This is a genomic window from Paenibacillus sp. MAHUQ-45 (genome assembly GCF_058133325.1).
Map to the genome: position 1 here is coordinate 13,599 of NZ_JBYUPV010000019.1, position 24,336 is coordinate 37,934.

At 49.7% G+C, this 24,336-nt stretch carries 21 protein-coding genes; 17 read left to right on the forward strand and 4 right to left on the reverse strand.

Translation table 11 applies throughout. The annotated features are described in order from the left end of the window. Window positions 1-185: 185 nt before the first annotated feature. The 3 genes from AC3Y23_RS27055 (at window position 186) to AC3Y23_RS27065 (ending at window position 2,745) form a co-directional block, all read left to right on the forward strand. Window positions 186-485, forward strand: coding sequence for a hypothetical protein (locus tag AC3Y23_RS27055; protein ID WP_379205015.1), 300 nt, complete (start codon window positions 186-188; stop codon window positions 483-485). Between the two features lie 167 nt (window positions 486-652). Continuing rightward, entirely contained in the window at window positions 653-1,216 is a 564-nt protein-coding gene (locus AC3Y23_RS27060) for a GNAT family N-acetyltransferase (protein WP_379205018.1), read from the forward strand. Between the two features lie 29 nt (window positions 1,217-1,245). After that, window positions 1,246-2,745 carry an MDR family MFS transporter gene (locus AC3Y23_RS27065; protein WP_379205127.1) on the forward strand — a complete coding sequence of 500 codons (1,500 nt, stop codon included), beginning with the start codon at window positions 1,246-1,248 and terminating at the stop codon, window positions 2,743-2,745. Window positions 2,746-3,474: 729 nt separating this feature from the next. Here the strand turns inward: AC3Y23_RS27065 and AC3Y23_RS27070 are convergent. Next, window positions 3,475-3,942, reverse strand: coding sequence for a MarR family winged helix-turn-helix transcriptional regulator (locus AC3Y23_RS27070; protein ID WP_066374506.1), 468 nt, complete (start codon window positions 3,940-3,942; stop codon window positions 3,475-3,477). A 291-nt stretch (window positions 3,943-4,233) separates the two neighbouring features. On the opposite strand from AC3Y23_RS27070, the gene AC3Y23_RS27075 reads away from it, so the two are divergent. The 8 genes from AC3Y23_RS27075 to AC3Y23_RS27110 all read left to right on the forward strand — a co-directional run bounded on the left by AC3Y23_RS27075 (window position 4,234) and on the right by AC3Y23_RS27110 (window position 14,385). After that, window positions 4,234-6,030 (forward strand): sensor histidine kinase, encoded by a 1,797-nt coding sequence (locus AC3Y23_RS27075; RefSeq protein WP_379205021.1) that lies wholly within the window; start codon window positions 4,234-4,236, stop codon window positions 6,028-6,030. Continuing rightward, on the forward strand, window positions 6,023-7,048 hold the full coding sequence (locus AC3Y23_RS27080; RefSeq protein WP_379205023.1) for a response regulator transcription factor: 1,026 nt from the start codon (window positions 6,023-6,025) through the stop codon (window positions 7,046-7,048). Before AC3Y23_RS27075 ends, AC3Y23_RS27080 begins: the two co-directional genes overlap by 8 nt. 205 nt (window positions 7,049-7,253) lie before the next feature. Next, on the forward strand, window positions 7,254-8,933 hold the full coding sequence (locus AC3Y23_RS27085; protein ID WP_379205025.1) for an extracellular solute-binding protein: 1,680 nt from the start codon (window positions 7,254-7,256) through the stop codon (window positions 8,931-8,933). Continuing rightward, on the forward strand, window positions 8,915-9,865 hold the full coding sequence (locus AC3Y23_RS27090; protein ID WP_379205027.1) for an ABC transporter permease: 951 nt from the start codon (window positions 8,915-8,917) through the stop codon (window positions 9,863-9,865). The genes AC3Y23_RS27085 and AC3Y23_RS27090 overlap by 19 nt, the downstream gene beginning before the upstream one ends. A gap of 16 nt (window positions 9,866-9,881) precedes the next feature. Further along, window positions 9,882-10,766, forward strand: a complete 885-nt coding sequence (locus AC3Y23_RS27095) for a carbohydrate ABC transporter permease (protein WP_379205029.1) — start codon at window positions 9,882-9,884, stop codon at window positions 10,764-10,766. A 76-nt stretch (window positions 10,767-10,842) separates the two neighbouring features. Then, window positions 10,843-12,141, forward strand: coding sequence for an alpha-glucosidase/alpha-galactosidase (locus AC3Y23_RS27100; RefSeq protein WP_379205032.1), 1,299 nt, complete (start codon window positions 10,843-10,845; stop codon window positions 12,139-12,141). A 229-nt stretch (window positions 12,142-12,370) separates the two neighbouring features. Then, a complete protein-coding gene (locus tag AC3Y23_RS27105; protein ID WP_379205034.1) occupies window positions 12,371-13,129 on the forward strand; it encodes an ABC transporter ATP-binding protein in 759 nt (252 codons plus the stop codon). Beyond that, window positions 13,126-14,385 (forward strand): ABC transporter permease, encoded by a 1,260-nt coding sequence (locus AC3Y23_RS27110; protein ID WP_379205036.1) that lies wholly within the window; start codon window positions 13,126-13,128, stop codon window positions 14,383-14,385. Before AC3Y23_RS27105 ends, AC3Y23_RS27110 begins: the two co-directional genes overlap by 4 nt. A 182-nt stretch (window positions 14,386-14,567) precedes the next feature. Here the strand turns inward: AC3Y23_RS27110 and AC3Y23_RS27115 are convergent, their stop codons facing one another. Next, complete coding sequence (locus tag AC3Y23_RS27115; protein ID WP_379205038.1) at window positions 14,568-15,836, reverse strand: BaiN/RdsA family NAD(P)/FAD-dependent oxidoreductase; 1,269 nt, start codon at window positions 15,834-15,836, stop codon at window positions 14,568-14,570. A 176-nt stretch (window positions 15,837-16,012) separates the two neighbouring features. Between AC3Y23_RS27115 and AC3Y23_RS27120 the strand changes: the two genes are divergently transcribed. The 3 genes from AC3Y23_RS27120 to nadE all read left to right on the forward strand — a co-directional run bounded on the left by AC3Y23_RS27120 (window position 16,013) and on the right by nadE (window position 19,389). Further along, complete coding sequence (locus tag AC3Y23_RS27120; RefSeq protein ID WP_379205040.1) at window positions 16,013-17,773, forward strand: two-component system sensor histidine kinase NtrB; 1,761 nt, start codon at window positions 16,013-16,015, stop codon at window positions 17,771-17,773. Window positions 17,774-17,895: 122 nt separating this feature from the next. Continuing rightward, the gene (locus tag AC3Y23_RS27125; RefSeq protein ID WP_379205042.1) at window positions 17,896-18,330 is read left to right on the forward strand and encodes a BrxA/BrxB family bacilliredoxin; all 435 of its coding nucleotides are present in this window, start codon (window positions 17,896-17,898) and stop codon (window positions 18,328-18,330) included. A gap of 249 nt (window positions 18,331-18,579) precedes the next feature. Further along, window positions 18,580-19,389 (forward strand): NAD(+) synthase, encoded by an 810-nt coding sequence (nadE, locus tag AC3Y23_RS27130; protein ID WP_379205045.1) that lies wholly within the window; start codon window positions 18,580-18,582, stop codon window positions 19,387-19,389. Window positions 19,390-19,549: 160 nt separating this feature from the next. Here nadE and AC3Y23_RS27135 read toward each other — a convergent pair whose 3' ends face one another. Next, window positions 19,550-20,383 (reverse strand): alpha/beta hydrolase, encoded by an 834-nt coding sequence (locus AC3Y23_RS27135; protein WP_379205047.1) that lies wholly within the window; start codon window positions 20,381-20,383, stop codon window positions 19,550-19,552. A 262-nt stretch (window positions 20,384-20,645) separates the two neighbouring features. Between AC3Y23_RS27135 and acpS the strand changes: the two genes are divergently transcribed. Both acpS and mutY read left to right on the forward strand, forming a co-directional pair. Then, the gene (acpS, locus tag AC3Y23_RS27140; protein ID WP_379205049.1) at window positions 20,646-21,038 is read left to right on the forward strand and encodes a holo-ACP synthase; all 393 of its coding nucleotides are present in this window, start codon (window positions 20,646-20,648) and stop codon (window positions 21,036-21,038) included. 37 nt (window positions 21,039-21,075) lie between these two features. Further along, window positions 21,076-22,344, forward strand: a complete 1,269-nt coding sequence (mutY, locus tag AC3Y23_RS27145; protein ID WP_379205051.1) for an A/G-specific adenine glycosylase — start codon at window positions 21,076-21,078, stop codon at window positions 22,342-22,344. A gap of 308 nt (window positions 22,345-22,652) precedes the next feature. Here the strand turns inward: mutY and AC3Y23_RS27150 are convergent, their stop codons facing one another. Further along, complete coding sequence (locus tag AC3Y23_RS27150) at window positions 22,653-23,261, reverse strand: superoxide dismutase (RefSeq protein ID WP_175372152.1); 609 nt, start codon at window positions 23,259-23,261, stop codon at window positions 22,653-22,655. Window positions 23,262-23,707: 446 nt separating this feature from the next. Between AC3Y23_RS27150 and AC3Y23_RS27155 the strand changes: the two genes are divergently transcribed. Beyond that, window positions 23,708-24,127 carry a GNAT family N-acetyltransferase gene (locus tag AC3Y23_RS27155; RefSeq protein WP_379205054.1) on the forward strand — a complete coding sequence of 140 codons (420 nt, stop codon included), beginning with the start codon at window positions 23,708-23,710 and terminating at the stop codon, window positions 24,125-24,127. Window positions 24,128-24,336 lie beyond the last annotated feature (209 nt).

Genomic DNA, 24,336 nt, shown 5'->3' on the forward strand with positions numbered 1-24,336 from the left:
CTATAACTGTATCTATCAACATAGTACAGCCGGAAAGGTACGTCAAGTCTTAACCTGATGAGGCATGAAATCTTGACCAAGTCGGTGTCTTGGGACTGAAAAGTGACTGGGTAATGTTTCCGCTGCTTACCATAAGGGTAATGCATTTATAAATATCGAAGGCTCATGGCCGGAAGGAGTGGAATATGCGCGCCGATGTACAGAACTTGTTCATAGGAATTCACATGCTCTATTTTGCACATGAGAGGGACCTGACGATTGCAGGGATGCAGCCTGAGCTGGAGAAATTAGGATACCGGGTGGCTGAGCGTGAAGTAAAGCAGGAGCTGGAACGGTTGACTCAAGAGAATTTCCTGACCGCCCATGATGATGCCTACAGCATCACAGGCACGGGTATTGAAGAGTTTAAGGCCATACAGGACAAGCTGGGGGTTCTTTACACGGAAGTGCTGAGGCCGGTTAAGGCGGTAGGAAGTACAGATTAATCTGATAAAGTATAATAATCATAGGCGTCTATAGTTGGGCATTAGTTGCTGCCTGATTATATACGCTGTTTTTGTGTGCAATACAGCATTTTCATGGATATGCCCTCTCTTCTGCAAGAGAAGTCTGCAAATTGATGTATAATAAGTAAAGTTGAGGAGGCGAGAGCGTGGAGTCACACAATGAGGAGACGCCTGAGTTAGTCGGAACCAGAGTGAGGCTGCGGGCGTTGTCCATAGATGACGCGACTGCACTACATGCCATCTGGAGTGATCACAGTGTGGCTCGCTGGCTGGGGGCTCCACCGCTAGCCTCTGTGGAGGAAACCCGGGAACTTGTGGCACTCCTGCTGCAAATGGCGCAGGAGGAAGAGAGCAAGCGCTGGTGCATCGTGCTGCCCGGCGGACAAGTTATCGGCAGCTGCGGCTTCAATTACTGGCAGCTGGCCGGTGCTTACCGCGGCGAGATCGGATGCGATCTGTCACCAGCGTACTGGGGACAAGGCTACATGAAGGAAGCACTCGGGCTCGTATTGGGTTACGGTTTTGAGACTTTAGGGCTGAACCGAATTGAGGCCTTGTGTCATCCGGAGAACGACAAGGCGGCAGGCTTAGTATCCTCACTCGGCTTTCAGCGGGAAGGCCTGCTGCGGCAATATCGCCATACTACCGCAGGATATCAGGATATCGTTTTGTACGCCTTGCTACGTCAGGACTGGCAAGGAGATTATTAGAGAGAGAAGGTTTGGAAGCATTGAGTGGAATGGGAGAGAAGGAACGCAAGCTAATCTTGATCGGGGTGCTGCTGGCTACCTTTTTAGCAGCGATTGAAGGAACGGTAACTGGACCGGCAGGACCAGCCATTGTGGGCGATTTTCAGGGAATACAGTGGCTGAGCTGGATTTTCACTGCATATTTGCTGGCGATGGCGGTCACGACGCCGATTTTTGGCAAGATCAGTGATCTGTTTGGCCGCAAACCTGTCTTTATCGGCGGTGCCGCGGTCTTTTTGCTAGGCTCGTTGTTGTGCGGGATTTCGCAAAGTATGGAACAACTGATTGTGTTCAGAGCCATTCAGGGGATTGGTGCCGGGGCACTGATCCCAATGACCTTTACGATTATGGGCGATATCTACAGCCTTGAAGAGCGAGCCAAAAAACAAGGACTACTAAGTTCTGTCTGGGGGATTTCCTCGTTGATTGGTCCGCTCCTTGGCGGGTATGTTGTCGATTATTTAAGCTGGCGCTGGGTATTTGTATTCAATTTGCCCTTTGGCCTGCTATCTATTGTATTCATCGCGCGTTATCTAAAGGAAGGGAAAACGCGCCGGAAAGCACATATTGATGTCGCAGGCGTGCTGCTGTTTGCCGCCGGGATGAGTGCGCTGCTCTTTGGGCTTACAGTCGGTGGTCAGAATCTGCCTTGGTCTTCGCCGCTGCTGCTCTCCATCTTAGGGGCATCTGTAATCCTGCTAATTGTGTTCGTTATGGTAGAACGACGTGTGGCTGAGCCTATGCTTCCGCTGGGGTTGTTTCGTATCCGGAACATTTCCGTATCCACAGTAGCTAATGTACTGGTCAGTATGCTTATTATCGGGCTCTCTACGTATATCCCGCTTTGGGTACAGGGTGTGAAGGGCCAAAGTGCAACGATTTCCGGAGTAGTGCTGGCGCCCTTGTCCGTAGCCTGGGTGTTCGGTTCTTTCGCGGGTGGTCGAATGATTCTCCGCGCTGGTGCCCGCCGGGCAGGTCTCATCGGCACCTTTTTCATAGCAGCAGGCGTAGTAGGGTTAATTTTCCTTGCGGGGCATTCATCGCAAGCGCTACTGTTGATTCTGATGACCGTAGCCGGGATTGGTTTCGGCTTTGCTTCGATCGTGTTCACCATCATTGCCCAATCCTCAGTAGGGCATGAACAGCGCGGAGCTTCTACAGCCTTGAATACATTTACCCGTTCACTGGGACAGACGGTCGGTGTTGCGATTTTTGGTTCGTGGCTTAATTTGAAGATTAACAGCCTGCTGTCCAAACAGCCGGGCGGGGAGAACGCCGGGGGCGATATTAACCAATTACTGAACCCTCATAGCGGAAGCTCCTTATCAGGAGAAGCCTGGACTACTCTCCGTGGCGCACTTGAAGGTGGTCTTCACTCACTGTTTATCGTGATGGCTGTGATTTCCGTCTTATCCTTGCTCTTCAGCTTTGGGCTCCGCAGCGGAGTGCCTTCTGATTCAGAGGAAGGAACGGCATTGAAGAAGGCATAAGGTGTAATGCGTAAGGCGTAAAGCCGTAAAGCCGTAAAGCGTAGAGTTTGTCTCGGTAGCTCGATACAGACAGACAGTACGAATGGGAGAAGTTGATCAAATGCAGAATCGCACCTTAATTTTCATGGGAAGAGCCAGTTAGGGTAAGGGGTGCAATTAACGGCATTTTTGTATCTTAATTATTCTATAGTCAAGGGAAAGTAGGAATTAAAGGCAAAAATGTATCTTAATTCTTTGGAAATAGCACTTTCAGCGTAGTTTTTCGAAAATAAGGTACAATAATGACCTTATTTCCTCCTTTTATCTATATTTTCAAAAAATAAGGTGCAAAAATGCTCTTAGTTGAGGAAAATGACCATTTTCTCACTGTTAAGAAGAGGGATTAAGAGGATGGCAGATTAGCGTCCTAAAGCCCTATCTTCACCATAATCATGCCTGGTCTTCTGTGTACATATTATTTTCGCTTTATACAGTGTCCTTATTGTTTATATACCTGAATTAAGGAGTGGAAGCTGCGTTCCTTAATTCATCATCCTTCGTTCTGTACCTTCAAAAACTAACTTCGTTCTTTACCCTAGAAACTAACTTTAGAGCTTGGCAAAAGGCTCTCATCCTTCGCAAACGCTGGAAGGATGAGAGCCTTTTGTTCTGTTCTCGGAAGTACATTTTATTTAGTACACTTTGATGAAAACCTCATCGTGGCCGAGTGCAGCTATGCGGATCACTCTCTTACTTGCGCGGGAGTGGAGACAGCTTCTCAGCCTGTAATCCCATCTTCTTGAGCAGTACGATCATCTGCTCCTTCTCTTCGTCGCTCAGCCCGCTGAACGCCAGATGCAGTCTCTCCGAATACTTCGGATACATCTCGTTCATCAAGCGTTCGCCCTCAGCCGTCAGTTCGGCGAAAATCACCCGTCGGTCGCTTGGGCAAGGCTTGCGCTGCAAGTAGCCGCGTTCCTCAAGCTTGTCGATGACGTAGGTGACGTTGCCGCTTTGCAGCAGAAGCTTGGCGCCGATCTGTTGGATGGGCTGCGGCCCTTTATAGTATAGAACCTCCATGACGGCGAAGGCTGTAGGATTGAAGCCTTCGATTTTGCTACCAGTAACGGCATGCTCGTTGATGCTTTTGAAAGATTTGGCGAATACCCGGTACAAATGCAGTGTTAATTGAGTATCACGTTCATAAGATTGTATCATGCTTCTCCACCCTCTATAAGTTAATCGTGTGAACGCGTCGCACGGTATGATGTCAATGCCTGTATTGCTAGGGTCACCTGTGCAGCGATCCTGAGATAACTTTACAATACGTTAAAGAAACTCAGAAGAACATGTGATTTGTCACAATGAGCACACTTTTAATTATTAAAAATCAAACAATTTTTAAAATCGCTCTATTTTTGCTTCGTTTTCAGCAATGAAGCAAAGATTTTCTGGTTGTTCTGCAGGGATAGGACGGTATAATGGAGGGAATATGAAGGCGTTTCACTTGTGACACGTTTGAGCGATCAGCTTGGCTTGCGGACAGAAAAAGGGAGTGTTGTCTTGCTTCAATCGAACAGAACCTACTTCAATTTCCGGTCACTGCGGGGGCGGCTGGCCTTCGTGCTGGTGCTGGCAGCCATATTTCCGATTGTTGTTATTGGTTTTATCTCTTACCGCTGGATTTACACGGTACAGACGCAGAAGATCGATCAGGATTTGCAGAATAGCGTGATATGGCAAAAAGAAGAGCTGGAACGAAAAATCGAGGAAATGGAACGGGTATCCCAGCTCCTCGATATAGAGGGCGGTATTGGCCGTGATGTTGTACGTTTTTTGGACAGTACAGTTCCTTATGAACGATCTACGCTGTACAGGAACATCTCATCGTCCATGGCCAATGTCAACTTTTCCAATCCTAATCTAGGTGCCATGTTCTTCTATTCTCCAGATTCTAGTCAGAAGGTGATGTTTCCGAATTCACCCGATCTTGCCGGATTCCAGCCGGAGCGCTTGAAATTGTTATTTCAGCAGCGTAATTTCTCCTATTACGGCCCTTACCGCACGCTTACCCGAACGGATAATAATCTCGTATTTTCATTGATACGAAAGCTGGAGAATTCTCCGAGGCCGCCGCTCTATGTATATATTGAGATTAAGGTGGTTGGCTTCAGCGATCAATTTGCCGATACCTCAGGCCGTTCTCCGGGGGATGACCTCTATTACACACTGATGAATGATCATGGCGAACTTCTGTTTAGCAACTTGCCGGAATCCTCATCGGTAACTATAACCGAGGCGCATCCGCTGCCCGCTGGCTATAAAGCTTTTGAAGCGGAGGGGCAACATGGCTGGAAGTTGTATCAGTTCGTACCTATGAAGAACTACAAGCATGAGATCAACAAATGGATTTCGCAGTTTATTCTGTTCTCGTTCTTGTCGCTTTTGTTTGGCGTGTCTCTGGCCTGGGGCGTCTGGCGAATGGTATACCGTCCTTTGCGCATGGTGAATCATGAAATTTTGAATTTCAGACAGCAGCGTGTTGCTGAGCCTTTTACGGATACCGGACTGGTTGAATTCAACCATATTCTTTCCAATATTACAGAGATGCGAAACCGCATACATGAGCTGATTACAGATGTAGAGGAAAAAGAGAAGCGGCGAGGCAAGCTCGAGGTGGAGAAATTGCTGGTGCAGATCAATCCTCATTTTCTGCATAACACCTTGAATACGATTCAATGGCTGGCCCGTATGCAGGGTCAGACCAATATAGCGCGGCTAGTGACGATATTTACAAGAGTGCTGCATTATAATCTCGGCAAGCAGAATATTATTGTAGAATTAAGGGCCGAAATTGCCGCCTTGAAAGATTACATTGAATTGCAAAATATACGCTATGACCATATATTTAACGTGGACATTCAAGTTCCAGAAGAGCTTTTGGACATACAGGTGCCGAGATTTATTCTGCAACCCCTTGTTGAAAACGCTCTATATCATGCTTTTAATCAAGATGAGGGTGAGATTTCTGTGCTTGCTGTGTTGGAAGACTCGGATACGCTTATGATTGAGGTGCGCGATAACGGCTCCGGCATTCCGGCGGAAAAGCTTGGAGAGATGTTAAGTGAAGAACGGATTGATCAAGGGTCTGGTCTAGGGATCGGTCTGCGATATGTACGCAAAATGCTTGAGGTGTACTACGGCGAATCCGCAGAATGGATTGTGGAAAGTTATCCGGGTGCGGGGACCTCAATTGTAATGAAGCTACCTACTGTGATCAGGGAGGAGAGGGTACAGAATGATTGAAGCTCTCATCGTCGATGATGAAGGTCTGGTCCGTAAAGGCTTGCGGGTTATGCTTCCCTGGAAGCAGCACGGCATTCGGATTGTCGGGGAAGCAGCCAGTGCCGAGAAGGCTTTGGAGTTCATGCAAACCCATTCCATTCGCCTGCTGGTAACGGATATTACGATGCCGGGGATGTCGGGACTTGAACTCATCGAACATTTGAATGAGATCGGGTCGCCGATAAAGGCGGTTATTTTAACCTGTCACCAGGATTTTAATTATATTCAGCAAGCTCTTCGTCTAGGCGCCATCGATTATATTGTCAAAACACAGCTGGAGGATCAAGACCTGAATGCTCTGCTGGGCCGAATCGCTGCTGCTGTCAATCAGGCAGAGGCTGATCCACAGGCTTTTGAAGCAGCGCTCGAGATGACGGCAGCGATGTTAAATCAAGAAATGCACAAACTTACATGGGTGTTTCAAGATGAGGGGTTTGAGCGCCTGATGGATTACATGCAAGCGAAGAATAATGGGATGGAGCTGCAGACGGCAGCAGGGAATTGGTATGATTTTGTCCATCAAACGTTTCCCCGATTTGAAAAGAACGAGCTCTTGCCGGAGAGTGGTTCAGGTAACCACAACGTATCCCGATTAGCGGCTCAGCGTCAACACTTGCAAAAGTGGCTGCGTGCTTCCGGCTACAATGAGGAGGTTCTGGTATCGATTATCCGTGCTGTCAGTCTGATTCTGGAAGACCGGGAGGAACCGCTGAAGCAATCGGGGCTGGCCAAAGAAGTGAATTTAAGCCAAAGCTATTTTAGTATATCCTTTAAAGAGGTTATGCGGATGTCATTCACGTCCTATATGCAATGGGTTAGCATTGAGCGAGCCAAACAACTGCTCCGTTACACTAACCAACCCATTTACTGGATTGCCGAACAATGTGGGTTTACGGACCAGCGGTACTTCAGCCGAATGTTTAAAGATGCGACAGGGCTGCTGCCCAGTGAGTTCAAACAAACAGCTACTCCGTCCTAACCTTTATCTGTTTAACCTTAACAAAACCATGGTCTCTTACGTGGTTTTTTTTCTTTTTTTAGGTGGATGATTTTTAAAAGAGGCCTTTATCGTTTATTGCACAAAAAAATCATACAAGGCGAGAATGGTAGCCTGTCACTCATTTTTGTAAACGCTTGCTATAATCACAGTGTACTTATCATAAACACAAAAAGGGGATGTCCGTGTGGGGAAAGCAAAACTGCTAGTAACCGGAGTTACAGTGATGGCATTAATGTTCGGAGCTACGGCATGTGCGGGCAACAATAACGAGGTCACAAGCAATAAAAGTGCTCCCGAAGAATCAAAGCCGCAAGCAGAGAATGTTGATCCACTGGGTAAATATGAACCTGCTATTACCGTTACAGCTGTCCGCGCAATCTCGGATGGAATGACCTTTAGTGAAGGGGAGTCGCTTCAGAACAACGTTTGGAGCCGTGCCTACGAGAAGGAACTGGGGATCAAAATCAACTATGACTGGACGACGCCGACAGCCCAATATGATCAAAAGCTGAATATCGCCATCGCGTCAGACCAGCTGCCCGATATTATGAAAGTGAATGCGGCCCAGCTAAAGCGCCTGGTAGAAGATGAGCAAATAGAAGAATTAACTTCATATTATTCCAGTACTGCTTCTGAATTTACGCAAAAGATTCTCTCAGAGGACGGGGGCAATGCGCTGAAATCAGCGACGTTCCAAGATAAGCTGTATGCCCTTCCGATGATGGGTTCAGGGCTTGGTCAAGCCGATGTGCTGTGGATCAGGGCCGACTGGTTGAAGAACCTCGGTCTCGATGTACCGAAGACGATGGATGAGCTTATCGCTGTAGCGAAAGCATTCACCTTTAACGATCCTGATCAGAACGGCAAGCAGGATACGTATGGACTTGGACTTAACAAGGATATCGCTGATAAGGATGCCGGGGCTTATTTTGCCGCAGCAGAAGGGTTCTTTAACGGGTATGGAGCTTATCCGAATATTTGGGTCGACAAAGAAGGAGAGCTTGCTTTCGGCAGCATTCAGCCGGAGGTCAAAACCGCGCTCGCGTCCCTTCAGAGCATGTACAAGGATGGCTTGCTTGATAAGGAGTTCGGAACGAAGGACCCGAGTAAAGTGAACCAGGATGCCGTGGCAGGCAAGGTGGGCATGCTGTACGGATACTTCTGGAATACAGGTGCCGGTTGGCTTCAGGATAGCAAGATCGCTGATCCGAAGGCGGATTGGATTGCTGTATCGCTTCCATCTGCGACGGGGGAGCCGGCGAAGGCACAGGTGCCTTTTGCGATTAATTCATACTACGTCGTGAAGAAGGGTGCGGAGCATCCAGAAGCTGCGGTCAAACTCCTGAATCTGGCACTGGAGAAACTATGGGGCGAAACTGCAGAACCGGATGTCTACAATACGGATGCCGAGAAAGGGACTGCATTGTTCAACTATGCCCTGTTATACGGAGAAGCCCCGCGCAAGAATCTGGATGCTTATTTACATGTCACGGATGCTTTGAAGACTAAAGACCCTTCCAAGCTGAATCCGGAGGAGAAGGGGTATTACGATAGCTCGGTCAAGGCGCAGGGCGGTGACAACAATTACTTTGGTGTTCTGAATATGTATGGTGAGAAGGGCTCACTCTCTGTACTCGAGAACTATTCGAAGAATAACACGCTGCAAAATGATCTGTTCTTCGGCGCACCTACGAACGGGATGACTGAGCATAACGCTACCCTGCAAAAGCAGCAGCTCGAAACCTTCACGCAAATTGTTATGGGCGGGGACCTCAATCAATTTGACCGCTTTGTGGAGAACTGGAAGTCTCTTGGCGGCAGCGCCATTACAAAAGAGGTGAATGAATGGAACAAGTCACGATAGGAAAAACCGGGAAGCCGCAAGTATCAAGCACAAAAATACGGGGGTCTAACTGGCGTGAGCTACCCTATCATCTAATGATCCTTCCAGGATTTCTGCTGGTGTTCATTTACAGCTATATTCCGATGGCCGGGATTATGATGGCTTTTCAACGCTATCGTCCGGCTAAAGGGATTCTGCATTCGCCTTGGGTGGGCTGGAGCAATTTTGAATACATGCTGAATATTCCAGGCATTTATCAGGTGCTATGGAACACGGTATTTATCGCGCTAATGAAGATTATTGCGGGAATCCTGGTGCCAGTAGTGGTAACGCTGCTGCTGAACGAGGTAAGGGTTCGCTGGTTTCAGCGCGGCATTCAGACGATCATCTATTTCCCTCACTTTCTGAGCTGGATCATTCTGAGCGGGATTCTGATTGATATTTTGTCGCCTTCAACAGGAGTAATCAACAGCCTGCTTAGCTTCTTTCACATCAAACCTGTGTTCTTTTTGGGCGATGTAAAATGGTTCCCGTACACCATGGTGCTGACGGATACCTGGAAGGAATTCGGTTATGGAACGATCGTGTTCCTTGCGGCACTAACGGGGATTAATCCGGCTTTATACGAAGCCGCCTCGATAGATGGGGCTGGCCGCTGGAAGCAGACGCTTTATGTGACGCTACCTGGTATGCTCCCGATCATTATTCTGATGACTGTGCTGAGCCTTGGCAACGTGCTGAATGCGGGGTTTGACCAAATCTTCAATCTGTACAGCGCCCAGGTGTACCCTAGCGGAGACATCATTGATACGTTGGTGTTCAGAATCGGGATGCAGGATGCCAATTATGGTGTCGCTACTGCAGTGGGACTGTTCAAATCCGTAGTGTCACTGATCATGATAGGAACCTCCTATCTATTGGCCTATCGCTTTGCCGGGTACAAGATTTTCTAAAGAAGGGGGGAGACCTATGAATAGACATAATAGCCCTGGACGACGCGTCTTTCTCATTCTGAATTACACCTTTCTGATTCTGCTTGGGTTGGCATGTCTGCTGCCGCTAATTAATGTGCTGGCGATCTCGTTCAGTTCAAGCACGGCAGTAAATGCCGGAAAGGTCAGCCTGTGGCCGGTGGAGTTCAATCTGGATTCTTATCGCTTTGTGGTCGGGAAGCCGGAATTCGTGCAAGCCTTTCTAGTTTCAGTAAAAAGAGTACTGGTCGGCGTCCCGATCAATATGGTGCTGACCATACTCGTCGCCTACCCGTTGTCCAAGGAGCGCAGCACCTTCCGCTTCCGCAATTGGTACGTATGGTATTTCATTATTACGATGCTGTTCAGCGGTGGATTGATTCCCTGGTATATGACGATTCGGGCGACAGGTATCCTGGATACGTTCTGGGCACTTATATTGCCAGCGGCTGTACCCATCTTCAACGTCATCCTGCTGCTCAACTTCTTCAAGAATATCCCGCCGGAGATTGAGGAAGCTGCGCGGATTGACGGGAGTGGGGTGTGGCAGTCGCTTTGGAGAATAGCTGTGCCATTATCTGCCCCGGCGATTGCGACATTAACCCTTTTTTGCATCGTAACGCATTGGAATTCCTGGTTCGAGGGACTGATCCTCATGAACAATCCCGCAAATTATCCGCTGCAGACATATTTGCAGACGATTATCGTTAATCGGGATATGAGCCTGATCAACGTGGCCGATTTGGCCCAATGGGCGGCCATTTCAGACCGGACCTCACGGGCGGCGCAAGTATTTGTGGCAATGCTGCCTGTTATGCTCGTCTATCCTTTCCTGCAGAAATATTTCAGCCAGGGTATTGTGATGGGAAGCGTAAAGGGGTAACGAAATAGTGAACTAAATTAGCCTTTATAAAATCGAATTTATCAAAATTTATAAACAGAAAGTGGAGGAAGACCTCATGACCAAAATTGCCTTCATTGGTGCAGGAAGCACTATTTTCAGCAAAAACGTACTGGGTGACTGTATGACTACTCCGGCTCTAGCAGATGTGGAAATTGCCCTGCATGATATTGACCATGAAAAGCTGTTCAATTCCGAGAAAATGCTGAAGAATCTCAGCCGCAATCTGGGCGGACGCGCCCAAGTGACTGCTTATACAGATCGTAGAGAGGCGCTACGGGGGGCCGATTATGTCATCAATGCCATCTCTGTTGGGCAGTATGAACCTACGATTAAGAGTGATTTTGAGATTCCGCATAAATATGGACTGAAGCAGACCGTTGCGGATACGCTAGGTGTGGGGGGCATTCTTCGCGGTCTGCGGGCCGCATACGCCATGCTGGAATTCACGCGGGATATGGAGGAGCTGTGTCCGAATGCGTGGTTCCTGAACTATACGAACCCGATGGCGATCGTAACGGGAGCAGTGCTGCGAGGTTCAAAGATCAAGAGTGTAGGATTATGCCACAGTGTGCAGGTATGTGCCAAAGAGCTGCTGGAAGGACTAGACTTGCCTACGGACAATGTCCGCTACCGGATTGCCGGGATCAACCACCAGGCCTGGCTGCTGGAAATTACGCGAAATGGTGAGGATTTGTATCCTGAGATTCGCCGCCGTGCTGCAGAGCGTCCAGCCCCGCATGATGATATGGTACGATATGAGATCATGAAATCCTTCGGTTACTATGTGACGGAATCCAGCATGCACAGTGCGGAATACATGCCGTACTTTATCAAAAGTGGCCAGCCGGAGCTGCTTGAGCAGTACAACATCACGACAGACTGGTATCTGACTTGGGGTGACAGCAAGGCTGAATATTGGCAGGAGGTCATGGATTCTCTCGTCAATAACCCAGATGTATCTCATTCACGGACCCATGAGTATGCGTCTTATATTATCGAGGCTATGGAGACCGATGTACCGTTTAAGATTGCTGGGAATGTACTCAATACCGGGGGGCTGATTGGCAATCTCCCGCAGGATGCGGTTGTAGAGGTGCCTTGCCTCGTGGATGGCCAAGGGATCACCCCTTGCAAAGTAGAGGATTTGCCGCCGCAATGTGCAGGTCTCAACCGGACCAATGTTAATATGCAATTGTTGGCGGTTGAAGCGATCCTGACCCGCAAGCGCGAGCATATTTACCATGCGGCGATGCTTGACCCGCATACTGCCGCCGAGCTCTCGCTGGATCAGATTCGGTCTCTGATCGATGAAATGCTGGAAGCGAGCGCGGAGTTCCTCCCGGAATTCATATAGAAAGCAATCCTGTACAAGCAGGGATTTATGAAATAAAAGGCCTTCTTCTGCAGATGCTCTGCGGGGGAAGGTTTTTTTACTTTTTCATGAACTTTAAAGGGGAATTTCCCGTATATCTAGAATTATGGGAATAAAAGTTAACCAATGGCAGGAGACAAAGAGGCAGATTCTGCGTTTACATATTAGAGGGATCAGGCATTTCAATAACCCAAATTAGGAGATGGGCAGGATGGAAGAGACCGGAGCTGCACAGGTAGGCGATACGAAGGATATCACAGAGACAGGCGATGAAATTGTATTGGACGTTGAGATTGAAGAAGCCGGTTATGAGGCGGGCGATCCCCGGATCTTCGATATTTCCTTTCAGGTCCGGCGTGGGCAGCTGCTGGGGTTGATTGGGCCGAACGGGGCGGGTAAAAGTACAACCATCAAGACACTGCTGGGCCTGTTGAAGCATGCCAAGTCCAAGGTTGCGATCGGCGGGGCGAATAATTCGTATGCGTACGTACCGGAGCAGCCGGTTTTCTATGAGGATCTGACACTGTGGGAGCATCTGGATTTAGCTGCTGCTGCTTATGGACTGGATTACGGTCAGTTTCAGGAGACGGCGGAAAGGCTGCTGAAGCAGTTCAGTATGGAGCATGTGCGCAATGACCTGCCGGCGGGATTCTCCAAAGGGATGAAGCAAAAAATGATGCTGATGCTCGGGTTCCTGGTGCAGCCAGACATTTACATTGTGGACGAGCCGTTCATTGGTCTGGACCCAAGGGCCACGAAAGACTTTCTGCGGCTGCTGGAAGCGGAGCGGGTACGCGGTGCGGGAGTGTTGATGTCCACGCATGTCCTGGATACTGCGGAGAAAATCTGCGATGATTTCGTGCTGATCTCCGGCGGTAAAATGGCAGCAACAGGAACACTGGAGGATATCCGCGCGCAGGCCGGATTACCGGAGGCGTCGTTGTTTGATTGCTTCGACGAACTGGCATGAGCGGGCCAAGTCGTTCATCCTATGCTTTCCCGACGGCACGGCGGCTCTTCCGCAGACGGCTGCTCTCGCATTGGCGCGAGCAATGGAGGATTATTCGTACCGCTGCAGATTGGACGGTTCTACTCTATCTCATTATCCCCGGCCTCCTGCTGGGAGGACGGATCTATTATGGATATTGGGTCGAGCCTCTTCCCGCGTGGAGTACAGCAATACCTTTTCCGGTCGTCCCTGCGTTGCTGGCGCTGCTGATAAGTAGGGGAGGCTTACTGCTGTTTATGCAGGAGGGAGATCTGCTGTTTCTCCGTCAGCGGCAGCGTTGGATCAAGGCTATTATGCTGCGCGGCCTGTTGTATAGTCTAGGAGTGACCACGCTGAAGATATGTGCAGTATATCTGGTCATGTTGCCCTTTATCATACGCAGTTATCATCTGCCTGTGTCAGCAGCTGTTGTACTACTGATCTTGACGATCGTCGCGAGTTGGTGCGTCAAGCTGCTGGGGCATCTGGTGAGGGTACATCACCAAGGGTGGCGGAAATGGCTGTGGCAGATCCCGGCCATTGTCCTTCCCTGCGGTTTCTACCTTCAGATGTCTATCCTGTGGCACGACCTTCCAGGCTCTCTGCTGACGGTTGCCGGAGTTTTTGCGGCTGCCACGACTACAGCCGTTCAGCGGCGCTTCCTGCTGCGCGGCACGTTCATGAATGATGTGCGCGAGGATTACAAGCAGCGTATGAATATAGCGAGCCTGCTGCTGCGCGGTGTGATGGATAAGCCGCGCCCGACTCGGCACAAGCCATGGATCTTCCGCAGATCCCAGCCGCTGCTGAGATCAAAGCAAGTCGAGAGCCGCTTCGCAGCCGCTGCGATTAAAGCGCTGGTACGGAATCCGGCGCATATGAAGCTGTACCTGTCGTTCGCCGGGGTAACAGGAGTAGCTATATTTATCGTCCCCTCTGTTCTGAAGTGGCTGGTATTTATCGTGCTGAATTCGCTGATGGCCTATTGGCTGCACTCCTTCTGGTCCTTATTTTCGGGTGATGATTTTGTAGGGATATTGCCCTTTACCAAGGAGCAGAAGAATGGGGCCGGTACCAAGGCAGTGCCTATTCTGCTCATTCCGTTTTCTGTTTTCTGCGCGGGTGTGATCTGCCTGCAGCTCTATGCCTGGTGGGGGCTGCTACTATTCATTCCTGTCGGCAGTCTGGCGGGTATCATAATTGCACGCATATTTAACACCTTTCGACTCAGTTCGTGAGCCGGAAGGGCAGTTAGGACTTAACTGAGATCAAAGTGCTTGTGAAATAAAAACAGCGTAACGGATATCGCTCCGTCACGCTGTTTTTGTGTAGCAGCTTTATAATTTAGGCCACTAATAGTTCAGGCCATTAATATTACCATTGAGGCGCCACTTGTGGCATTACTTGTGTCGGCCAGCTGCTAGATCTTCCCGGCCTCAGCGGCATGCTTGCCGGCCGTATAGCCCGTCGAGAACGCAGCAGTAATGTTATAGCCGCCTGTATAACCGTGGATATCCAGCACTTCGCCGCAGAAGAATAGGCCAGGCATGATGCGGGATTCCATCGTTTTGGGCTCGATCTCCTTCAGATTGACGCCGCCTCCAGTCACAAAGGCTTCCTCAATGGAACGGGTGCCATGGACCATGATCGGCATCCGTTTCAGGAGGCCGGTCAACGCTAGCAGGCCATTCTTGGGCAGGCTGTGACCGGTAATATCCCCATCCAGTCCTGCTTTGGACAGGAGGAGTGGGATCATGCGCTCAGGCAGCAGTCCCTTGAGGGAATTGCGGATCGCTTTTTTCGGCTCCTGTTCTAACTTGTTCTGAATCTGGGCTTCCAGTTCTTGCGGGTGAAGATCAGGGAACAGGTCGACGGACATTTCCACCGTATCCACCCCGAATTTGTTCTTCACCTGGCGTAGAAACTGGCTACAGCGCAGGGCAATCGGTCCGGACAGGCCAAAATGGGTGAAGATCATATCCCCGCGATGGGCGATAACCTTCTTCCCCTTAGGATTCCAGACCGTCAGCGTTACATCACGCAGGGACAGGCCTTGCAGGTCTCCTGATTTGATCCATTCCTCGCGCGAGAGGATCGGTACCTCTGTCGGGAATAGCTCCGTAATGGTGTGTCCGGCAGCTATGGCCCAGGGATATCCGTCCCCCGTGGAACCGGTCTGCGGTACTGACTTGCCCCCTGTAGCGACGATCACCGCCGAAGAATGGTGCACTGCGCCGGACATCAGACGGACGCCTTTGACCGTTCCGTTCTCGTACAACACCTCACGAACTGGACTATCGGTCAGAATCTGTACGCCGAGGCTCTTGACCTTGCTGATTAGGGCCGAGACAACGCTTGAAGCTTTATCGGAAACGGGGAACATGCGCCCGTTATCCTCTTCTTTTAAAGGAATGCCAAGGCCTTCAAAGAAAGCGATAATATCCCTGTTGTTAAAATGGTCGAAGGCGCTGTACAAAAAACGTCCGTTACCCGGAATATGGGCAATCAGATCGGCATTCTCCTTAATATTGGTCACGTTGCAGCGTCCACCGCCCGAAATACCAAGCTTTCGACCTAGCTTAGAGCCTTTGTCGACCAGTAGAACGGACGCTCCGTGCTCGGCTGCAGCCACGCTGGCCATCAGCCCGGATGAGCCGCCACCAATCACAATTACATCGTAGTTACGCATGAATTTACTCCTTTACATGTCAAAACAGAGGTTGTGTCTATCGTTCTTCTATCGGCATCATACCATTTTCGACTTTGATGTCACCAGCCCTGACATTATTTGTCGATTTACAATTGTCAGAAAAGCGCGGTTATGCTTTAATCTAAAGGTGCAGGGTTATTTGTCCAACTTGAGGAGTGATTTCAATTACTGGTGCGGTTAAGGATATTTTATTGCAAATATCGGCTGCGAGCTCCTTTCTATTTCTCTTTCAATGGTGGCTGGATCAGAGCCATTTCACTCGCAGGAGCGGCAAATTCCCGGATGACCAGTCTTTCTTAATGATAGCATGCGCGCTGAGTGTTACGCTTTGCTCGTTATTGTCCACTTCCTTATTCGGAGTTACCTATCTCAATCTTGGAATTTTACCAGCCTTTATAGGCATATTATACGGCAGCTTCCGTTCAGGACTCCGTCTATCCCTCTTATTTCTGCTCTGTAATATTCTCTTCTCCAAGCCGGACAGCCTAAGTCCGCTGCTGCTGAATTCATCTGTTCTGCTATACCCATTGCTGTTTGGTATGTCCAATCTCTTCAAGAAGGGGACGGTCGTGGAGAAAATCGGCCTGCTCTGGATGGTGCTGCTCCCAAGTATGTTATTCGTGGCAATCGTGCCGATTCTGGGGGGACAAGACAAATATGAGCGGCACTTTGGCAATTCCGGAGATACTATGGAAGCGCTTATTCTTACCCTGTATGTGTTTATTGCCATCATTCTGGGGGCAGTATTCGTTTATTTTGTAGAAGTGACGTGGGGGAGAGTTAAGCTCAAGGAACGTATGAAGGATTTCACCGAAAAGTTTCAATGGGAGTCGGAGAAGCTCCAGCAGATTACCAATATCATGCCACTCAGCATTATGTCTCTGGATGAGAATGGAACGATCACCGGAATCAACGATTATATGCTGGAACTGATCCGCAGCCATTATCCCGATATCACTAAAGCCAGTATTATGTCGCAAACTGCCTGTCGATTGTTCAGGGAGGATGTAGACGAAGAGGCTTTTGCACGCTTGCGTGACAGCATCCGGACCCAAGAGCGTTCCAGCGTGAGACTCATTCATAAAGCAAGAGTCTATCACATATTTATAGCCCCTCTAGCTCCCCCGCTATCTGGGCTTTCCGGCGGAGTGGTGCTGATCGTTCAGGATATGACCGAGGAAGAGAAAATGCGGAGTGAACTGGACAATGTGGAGCGGCTGACCCTGGTAGGCCAAATGGCCGCGGGCATCACTCATGAAATCCGTAACCCCATGGCGGTGGTGCGTGGTTTTCTCCAGCTAATGAGAGAGAAGAGTACATCGGAGCTGGATTCCTATTATCAGATCGTGATGGAGGAGTTGGATCGTGCCAACAGTATCATCAATGACTTTCTGTCACTTGCCCAGAGTCGTATTTCGCACAAGGAGAATGTCCTCCTGCATGAAATTATTGATGATCTAAGTCCCTTGCTCTGGGCAGACGCCAATCTGCGTGGCCAAAGTGTTGAATTGAAGCTGAGTCCCTCGTTACCCCTGCTGGATCTGAATGTCCGGGAGATCAAGCAATTGATCCTCAACCTCGGCCGCAACGCAATGGAGGCCATGGGCCCTAAGGGGGTACTGACACTGGAAACGCGGACTGTGCAGGATCATGTCGAACTTATCGTACGAGATACAGGAAGCGGAATTTCGGAAAGTCAGCGTGAGCAGTTGTTTGTTCCTTTTTTTACGACAAAAAGTCAGGGGACGGGCCTTGGGCTATCGCTGTGCCTCAGCATTGTCGAGCGGCATAACGGTATGATTCTCGTCGATTCGGAGGAAGGTAAGGGAACAGTGTTCACGGTATCCTTTCCTGCCGTGCGCGCAGAGGCAGCGGAGTATGTCATTACAGAGAGCAAGGAAGCTTCCGTAAGATGAAGAGTGCCGAAGGACCTTGCACATCCCTTGCTTTCACAGAGTATGGATGTATAATAAAGTTAGTAAGTGCTGTTGTGATATCATCTGACAAGCAGCTAAAGTGCAAAGGAGAGTGCTGAGAAATGTCCATGTCTTTTAGCCAATATATGAGAGATTCAATCCAGCCTATGCGTGACGATCTGACAGGCATCGGATTCGAGGAGTTGTTGACTCCTGAAGCAGTGGAAGCGGCGCTTCCGAATGCTAAGGGTACAGCGCTCGTAGTTATCAATTCCGTATGCGGATGCGCTGCTGGCCAATGCCGTCCAGGCGTAGCCCAAGCTTTGCAGAATGAGATTGTGCCGGATCACCTGTTCACAGTATTCGCCGGTCAGGAGAAGGAAGCCACAGCTAAAGCTCGTGAGTATTTCGCTCCATATCCGCCGTCCTCGCCTTCTATCGCACTGATGAAGGATGGAGAACTGGTTCACTTCATCGAGCGTCACTCGGTCGAAGATCGTTCTGCGACTGAAATTGCTGATGAGCTGAAGGAAGTATTCAATCGTCTCTGCCAATAAATCATAGCTCTAAAGTGAACTTAAGAATCTAAGCTATCATTCTTAAGTTCAGCTTATATCGTCCATATAATCTCGCTGCGCCGGACATTCCGGCTGCATGCGGGATTTTTCAAAATAGAAATACATACTTTCGGGCTGATGTTCCCTCCATGTTTGGGACAAAATAGGTTTGGAAGTGTTCAGGTTCCATAATTATGGTGGTATGATGGTGGTGGAACCATTTCAGACTGATGAAGCGGGGTGTAGTTTGTGAGTTTGCAGGAAGAGATTATTGCCGACCTCGGTGTCAAACCAACAATTGATGTAGAGGCAGAGGTTCAGAAGAGAGTAGATTTTCTAAAAAAATATGTGCTACAGGCGGGCGCCAAAGGGCTGCTAATCGCCATCAGTGGCGGAATAGACAGTGCGGTGGCCGCGGGTCTGTGCAAGCGGGCAACGGACGAGCTGTCGGAGCAGGAAGGCAAAGAGTATGTGACCCTTGGTGTATTCCAGCCTTATGGGGAACAAGAGGATATTGATCACAGTTATGCTGTTGCCAAGGCTTTTGATCTGAAGCATACAGTGGAGACCAATATCGAGGAAGCCGTGAACGAAATTGCGCTTGAAGTGGAGCATGGCATGAAGGCGCTTGGCGATCACCGTCATATGACCCATCAGGGTAAGGGCAATGTGAAGGCCAGAACACGGATGGTAATGCAATACGCCCTTTCCTTTGAGAAAAATCTGCTTGTCGTTGGCACGGATCATGCCTCCGAGGCGATTACCGGGTTCTATACTAAATGGGGTGACGGGGCTGTAGATATTACACCACTCTCTACCTTGAACAAACGTCAGGTGCGGCAAGTGGCTACCTATATCGGTGTGCCGGAAGAAATAATCACCAAGGCACCTACGGCCGGACTTTGGCCTGGACAGACGGACGAGACGGAGCTTGGCATTAGCTATGATGACAACAGCGATTATCTGGAAGGTAAGCAGGTTCGTCCTGAAGTCGCAGAGAAGCTGGAGAGCTACTATCGTAGAACAGCGCACAAGCGCAATGTAATCCCAGGCATATAATCAAGCAAAAGCATACCTGATCTCGAGAACCGCCGCGAGGATCTCTGTGAAACAACGCAGAGTCCGCGGCGGTTCTTGGCGTTTTGATGAGGGTCATGCCAGGAGGAACAGCATCAAGGGGCAACTGCGAACCGACCGGCAGAACAGCGGGAAGCGACAGTTATTGTCCAGTCAGGTAAGCAAGTGTACGGTCAATAAAAGCTTCAGAGGCAGCAATAGCCTGCTCTAGCTGTGGGGTGGGTCCTGTAAAAGGATGTACTGTACCGAAGGTATGATTCCCTTCCGGAATTTGTACCCAGTCGATATCGGGACGGATCGCGTTCAACTGGGCAGAACCGTGCCGTAAATGTTCACCATCACGCGTACCCTGAATCAAGACGGCTGGGAAAGCAGTTTCCTTCATCCGCTCCAGGATTTGATAGCGTGCTTTATGCTGCTCCAGATCTTCCAGAAGCACTGCATCTAGCGGCATTTGCTGACCTGTGCGGCCGTTTAGGATATAGGCCCGGCCATGCTGTAGCATATCTTGTTTCTGATCTGGCGAGTACAAATCTGCAGGCTGGGTCACACCATTCCACGAGATGACCCCTGTGATTCCTTCCGGATGATCCAACGCGTAGAGCAGAGCGTCCGCTCCTCCCCGGCTGTGTCCCAGGAGGAAGACTGGAAGGCTGCCCAAATCAGGATGCTGATTCAGATATGAGAGCAGGATCTCCATGTCTTTGAGCTCGCGGCTGAAGGTGTTACGCGCAAATTTATCGAGCTCGGTAAAATTGTGAAGATCCTCTCCGATTCCTGAGTGTGAGAAATTGAAGGTAACGACTTCATGCTCTTGGCTGAGTGCATTGGCGAGATAGGGAAACATCCCCCAATCCTTGAACCCTTTATAACCGTGTACAATGACAATGAGGCTCTTGGGCGTGCTACGGGCAGGAAAACGGGAGCAGCGAAGCAGGGCGTCATTTCCAGCTGGAATTTCGAAGCTGCGGTTCATAGGGCGATCCCTCTTTTCTATACAAAATGGCGTTTATCGTAAAGCGGTTGTAGCCAATTGGCGGGTGCAGAATGGACTTCGACCGATTTTTCTTTTAAGATACAGAAGGGTTTAGTATGGTTAGTAAATTTATGGTCACTTCTATTATATCGGTATATGTTCAATAAACTGTTCAACAAACGGTTCTACAAGAAGTTCTTACCATTAATAATACCATTAAATGAAGCAATCGGGGATACACGTCTACAAGGAGCGTGAAATATTGATATACGGTATCGGACATGATCTTCTGGAGATTGAGCGAATCACGGCAATGATACAAAAGGGGATAGGTGCGAAGTTGCTGCAGCGGATTTTGACGGAGAAGGAGCAGGTTCTGGCAGAGCGACGGGGCGGCAAGGCTGGAGAGTTTGCAGCCGGACGCTTCGCGGCCAAGGAAGCTGTTGTGAAGGCTCTAGGCTGCGGAATCGGTGGTCAGGTTGGTTTTCAGGATATCGAGATCCTGCCGGACGGACTAGGCAAGCCGGTGGTCACACTGAGTGCGGAGGCTTGGGCGAGACTGGACTTGCCGGAAGGCACGGGCTACACCATACACTTGACGATCACCCATACCCGGGAATTTGCCTCGGCTTTTGCGGTAGTGGAATCTCCATAAGAGAGCTATGAATACACAAGAATAAGGAGAATAGAACATGATACAGCAAGAGCAACAACAGCAGGAGGCCAAGATATTTTTCAGCCGCCATTTGCTGGAGTGGTATCAGCGTGAGAAACGGGATCTGCCGTGGCGCCGCCATCGCAATCCGTATTATATCTGGATTTCTGAAATCATGCTGCAGCAGACGCGGGTGGATACAGTAATTCCTTATTTCCAACGTTTTATCGAACGGTTTCCAACGGTGGAATCGTTGGCTGATGCACCCGAAGAGGATGTATTGAAATGCTGGGAGGGTCTCGGTTATTATTCCCGTGCCCGCAACATTCAGCATGCTGCCAAGCAGGTGAAGGAGCTATACGGTGGACAGGTGCCAAATGATCGTGACGCGGTGTTCGGACTGAAGGGTGTGGGCCCCTATACTGCAGGAGCTATTCTCAGTATTGCCTTTAACCGGCCGGAGCCGGCTGTCGACGGCAATGTTATGCGTGTGTTGTCCCGCTATTTCCTGATTCGGGACGATATTGCTAAAGGACCTACACGGGTAAAAATGGAGGGACTGGTCAGAGAGCTGATCCCGGAGGGAGAAGCCTCGAGCTTCAACCAGGCACTCATGGAGCTGGGTGCACTGGTCTGCACCCCGAAATCCCCGCGCTGCCTTACCTGCCCGGTGATGGAGCATTGCGCCGGGCGGCTTGCGGGCTGCGAGACCGAGCTACCCGTGAAGACCAAGGCCAAGCCGCCGCGTCCGGAAGAGCGGCTGGCGGCTCTGGTGGAGGGCCGCGGTGCCCACGCGGGCCGAGTGCTGATCCGGCAGCGACCATCCAGCGGGCTTCTCGCCCGCATGTGGGAGCTGCCGCACTGGCCGGCGCCGCCTGTGGAGGGCGGCGCGCCCCGCACGCCGCTGCCGGAGGCCGCGGCGCAGGACCGGCTGCGCCGGTCCCTGCAGTCGGCCGGGATCTCTGCCCGGCCGGAAGGGCACTGGATGGCTGCTGAACATGTGTTCAGCCATATCGTGTGGACCCTGCAGGTGTACCGCTGCAGGGAAGAAGAGACCTTACCGCTGGCGGCAGAAGGCCGGGCGGTGTACGGCGCCGCAGCTGCAGAAGCCGCTGCGGGTGGTGCGCTGCTGTCGGATGGCAGCGCACCTGTAGAGCTCTTTGACGACGGCAGTGGCGATCCCGCCGACCGGGGGGCCGTCCGCTGGATCAACCGTGCGGACATGGCAAACTATGCCTTTCCGAACGTGTTCCTGAAGCTGCTGAACAGCTATTTTGATGAGCAGGAGCAGACAGGACAAGAGTAGTGTTAGGCAGGGCATAAAGATGCTCGATCCTGACTTACCCGAGTCAGGTAGAGAAGTTTAGCGCTCAGTTGCGAACAGTCTGACCCGTCTCAACCTGGCCGCCTATTCACTCAGCCATAATGGCAACAGATCTGCCATCCGCAGACTGTTGCCATTAGTTTGTTTGCGGATAGCACAGTATTAATTACCGAATATCAACACAAAGAAGGTATCTCCCTGGTCCTGAGGCCAAAGGAGATACCTTTTTTTGCTGTCTCTATAGTAGAAACCGGATGCTGCCGTTCAAAAGGCAGCAGAGTTAAAGCGTCTTACTTAGCGCTTTCGTAGCGTTTGCCAACTTCTTCCCAGTTTACTACGTTCCAGAACGCTTTGATGTAATCTGGGCGTTTGTTTTGGTAGTTCAGGTAGTAAGCATGCTCCCATACATCCAGACCAAGGATTGGAGTTGCACCTTCGCTGATTGGGTTGTCTTGGTTAGGCGTGCTTGTAACTGCCAGCTTGCCGTCTTTAACAACGAGCCAAGCCCAGCCGCTGCCGAAGCGGGTAGTTGCTGCTGCTGCGAAATCTTCTTTGAACTTGTCGAAACCGCCAAGCTCGCTATCGATTGCGGAAGCTAGTGCGCCAGTTGGTGCGCCACCGCCGTTTGGTCCGATAACTTCCCAGAACAAAGTATGGTTAGCATGTCCGCCGCCATTGTTGCGAACGGCAGTACGGATGCCTTCAGGAATAGCGTTCAGGTCGGTCAGAAGCTCTTCGATGCTTTTGCCTTCCAGTTCAGGTGCTTTTTCCAAAGCAGCGTTCAGGTTCGTCACATACGTATTATGGTGCCGGTCGTGGTGAATTTCCATCGTCAAAGCGTCGATGTGTGGTTCTAGTGCGTTGTTCGCGTAAGGAAGTGCCGGTAATTGAAATGCCATGGAAAAATCCCTCCTGATATTAGTTGTTTGTAATAGGTTATCCCAATATAACCTATGGGGATATGTACCCGTCTGACTACTATCATTAAACAGCATCTGGAACAATAATGCAACACTAAATAAACAAAAATGTTTACTAAGTATCACCCTTGAACACCTCAACTTTCATTTGTAAACGCTGTGTCAAAGAGATAGGATTCCGCAGTGAAGCCCCTTTTATTCCTAGAATATTTCCTTAATAAAGAAGTAATGTAAACTAATACTTTGTAAGCGCTTGATATAAAGCGCTTTCCAAAGAAAATTGGTGATATAGCGAGAATTATGTGCTTTAATAGATTTAAAAGCAGGTATTCCTCGGTTTTTGTTGCTTTTTTCGTCTCCACACTGTTATGGGAACTCCTTCTTTTTGTAAAATCATAAGCCATAGAAAAGGGAGATTTTAAAGAATGCACGTTCGTTCCTTTCAATTAAGCGACGTAAGCTCAGTAACTGAACTGCTGCAGACCGCGCTATCGGATGAGTGTTTCGAGAACACCATTGAGCCTTTCTCCAGACAGCTTTCATGGGATTCCGATCTCATAGTAGTTGCTGAGGACGAAGGAGAGATTGTGGGCGCTCTTATTGGCACGATCGAGAAGAATCACGGCTGTTATTTCCGTATAGCTGTACATCCCGATTATCGCCGCAAAGGAGTCGGCAGAAGTTTGGTAACGGCTATGGAGCACCGGTTTCAGGCACGCAAGGTCAGCGGTATTTTTGTCGCTGTGGACGAGCATAATTCGTTTGCGTTGCCATTGTATGAAGCTATGGGCTATGGTGAGAACCAAATCTTCAAATCCGTACGGAAGCTGAGCATTGTTGGTTAACCGACTTGATATCAGCTGCTGCGTAAGCGGAAACATTTACCTAGAATAGAGAACGATAGTTGTTTCATTATACTGAAGCATATCTTCGAGGGTCCTTTGCAAAGGACTGGGAGATATGCTTTTCTATTGTTATAATGGTCTGAAGGCACAAATAATCACGAATGCTGCCGGACCCTGGTATCAAGAATTTTGTCGATTATTGGGGACAG

What these genes read in the sequence shown, in the direction of transcription:
- AC3Y23_RS27055 (WP_379205015.1), top strand. Translation starts at nt 186, where the DNA reads ATGCGCGCCGATGTACAGAACTTGTTCATAGGAATTCACATGCTCTAT.
- AC3Y23_RS27065 (WP_379205127.1), top strand. Translation starts at nt 1,246, where the DNA reads ATGGGAGAGAAGGAACGCAAGCTAATCTTGATCGGGGTGCTGCTGGCT.
- AC3Y23_RS27070 (WP_066374506.1), bottom strand. Translation starts at nt 3,942, where the DNA reads ATGATACAATCTTATGAACGTGATACTCAATTAACACTGCATTTGTAC.
- AC3Y23_RS27080 (WP_379205023.1), top strand. Translation starts at nt 6,023, where the DNA reads ATGATTGAAGCTCTCATCGTCGATGATGAAGGTCTGGTCCGTAAAGGC.
- AC3Y23_RS27090 (WP_379205027.1), top strand. Translation starts at nt 8,915, where the DNA reads ATGGAACAAGTCACGATAGGAAAAACCGGGAAGCCGCAAGTATCAAGC.
- AC3Y23_RS27095 (WP_379205029.1), top strand. Translation starts at nt 9,882, where the DNA reads ATGAATAGACATAATAGCCCTGGACGACGCGTCTTTCTCATTCTGAAT.
- AC3Y23_RS27100 (WP_379205032.1), top strand. Translation starts at nt 10,843, where the DNA reads ATGACCAAAATTGCCTTCATTGGTGCAGGAAGCACTATTTTCAGCAAA.
- AC3Y23_RS27105 (WP_379205034.1), top strand. Translation starts at nt 12,371, where the DNA reads ATGGAAGAGACCGGAGCTGCACAGGTAGGCGATACGAAGGATATCACA.
- AC3Y23_RS27110 (WP_379205036.1), top strand. Translation starts at nt 13,126, where the DNA reads ATGAGCGGGCCAAGTCGTTCATCCTATGCTTTCCCGACGGCACGGCGG.
- AC3Y23_RS27115 (WP_379205038.1), bottom strand. Translation starts at nt 15,836, where the DNA reads ATGCGTAACTACGATGTAATTGTGATTGGTGGCGGCTCATCCGGGCTG.
- AC3Y23_RS27125 (WP_379205042.1), top strand. Translation starts at nt 17,896, where the DNA reads ATGTCCATGTCTTTTAGCCAATATATGAGAGATTCAATCCAGCCTATG.
- AC3Y23_RS27135 (WP_379205047.1), bottom strand. Translation starts at nt 20,383, where the DNA reads ATGAACCGCAGCTTCGAAATTCCAGCTGGAAATGACGCCCTGCTTCGC.
- mutY (WP_379205051.1), top strand. Translation starts at nt 21,076, where the DNA reads ATGATACAGCAAGAGCAACAACAGCAGGAGGCCAAGATATTTTTCAGC.
- AC3Y23_RS27150 (WP_175372152.1), bottom strand. Translation starts at nt 23,261, where the DNA reads ATGGCATTTCAATTACCGGCACTTCCTTACGCGAACAACGCACTAGAA.
- AC3Y23_RS27155 (WP_379205054.1), top strand. Translation starts at nt 23,708, where the DNA reads ATGCACGTTCGTTCCTTTCAATTAAGCGACGTAAGCTCAGTAACTGAA.